Raw genomic sequence first — 1212 nt, forward strand, 5'->3', positions numbered from 1 at the left:
CAACTGTACGGACGATCTGAATTTCCCCGTAATTTTCTCAGGTAGGCAGTAGGTCATTCCGGGGCTATTGTAGAGTCGCGAAACAAACACAAAGCGACCCGAAATGACCCGACCCTATTCTATCAATGCCATCGTCTCTAAGCTACAAAAGCTAGGACTCCCCTTCGAAAAACATCTTGCACGAGCACTCGTTGCCTTGCTCACAGGAAAGAAGATCAGCCTCCAGCATGTCGTCAACCTCATGCCAGGAAAGCAAAATGCTGAGGCTAATCGAATGCAACTGAGGCGGTGTCTGGATCATCAAGAGCTAGATTTAGAGGTCTGGGCAAGAGCCATCGCGGCACTCATGCCTAAAGGAGCTTGGATTCTTGCCCTGGACAGAACCGAGTGGAAACGCGGAAAGACAACCATCAATTTGCTGGTGCTCTCTATCGTGGTTTATGGAAGCGCCGTTCCTCTACTCTGGACAGTTATGCCCGAGGCAGGAGCTAGCGACACCGACGAGCGCATTGATCTCATGAGCCAATTTCTCCAGATGTTCTCCGCACAGCGTTGGAAGTTCTTAACCGCTGACCGTGAGTTTATCGGTGACAAGTGGATTGGCTGGCTCTGCCAGAGGGGATTAGACTTCCGCATCCGAGTTAAGGCCAAGGAGTATTTCCTCCATCCTGATGCTCGTGACTTACCGGCTAAAGACTGGTTTGGCTCTCAGGGATGTCGTTGCAAACCCCATCGCATGAAACTCTGGAATCAGTGGGTTTATGTCGGTGGTAGGCATCTCTACGATGGTGAATATCTCATTATTATTGGTAATAAGCGTTGTGACTTACTGTCAGACTATCGCCACCGCTGGAAGATCGAGACCTTGTTTCAGGCATTGAAAGGCCGTGGCTTCGATCTGGAGTCGTGCCGCCTGAGTCAAGCCAAACGCCTTTGTGGCTGGTTTGGCTTTCTAGCTTTTGGCTTCTGTTGGTGTTTGAGTCAGGGAGCCGCTTTAGAAAATGAGAGTCCTACGAAACTTAAGAATCATGGCCGCGCTCCGATGAGCGTTTTCCATCGTGGATTGGACTGGCTAAGTTCGTTGATTGCTTGCCTTGCAGGTCGCCCCTGTCTGCGCGATTTCGAGGCTGCTCTGGCTCTACTAGATCCCACTTGTCATCCAACTACACTCCCGGCAAGGATACCAGCTTTATGAAATCGTCCGTACAGTTG

General features: G+C 50.6%; 1 protein-coding gene. It reads left to right on the forward strand.

The features are described from left to right. The first annotated feature begins 103 nt into the window (after positions 1–103). Complete coding sequence (locus HNQ39_RS29565; RefSeq protein WP_184204217.1) at positions 104–1195, forward strand: IS4 family transposase; 1092 nt, start codon at positions 104–106, stop codon at positions 1193–1195. Positions 1196–1212 lie beyond the last annotated feature (17 nt).

The organism is Armatimonas rosea, assembly GCF_014202505.1.
GTDB classification, from domain to species: Bacteria; Armatimonadota; Armatimonadia; order Armatimonadales; family Armatimonadaceae; genus Armatimonas; species Armatimonas rosea.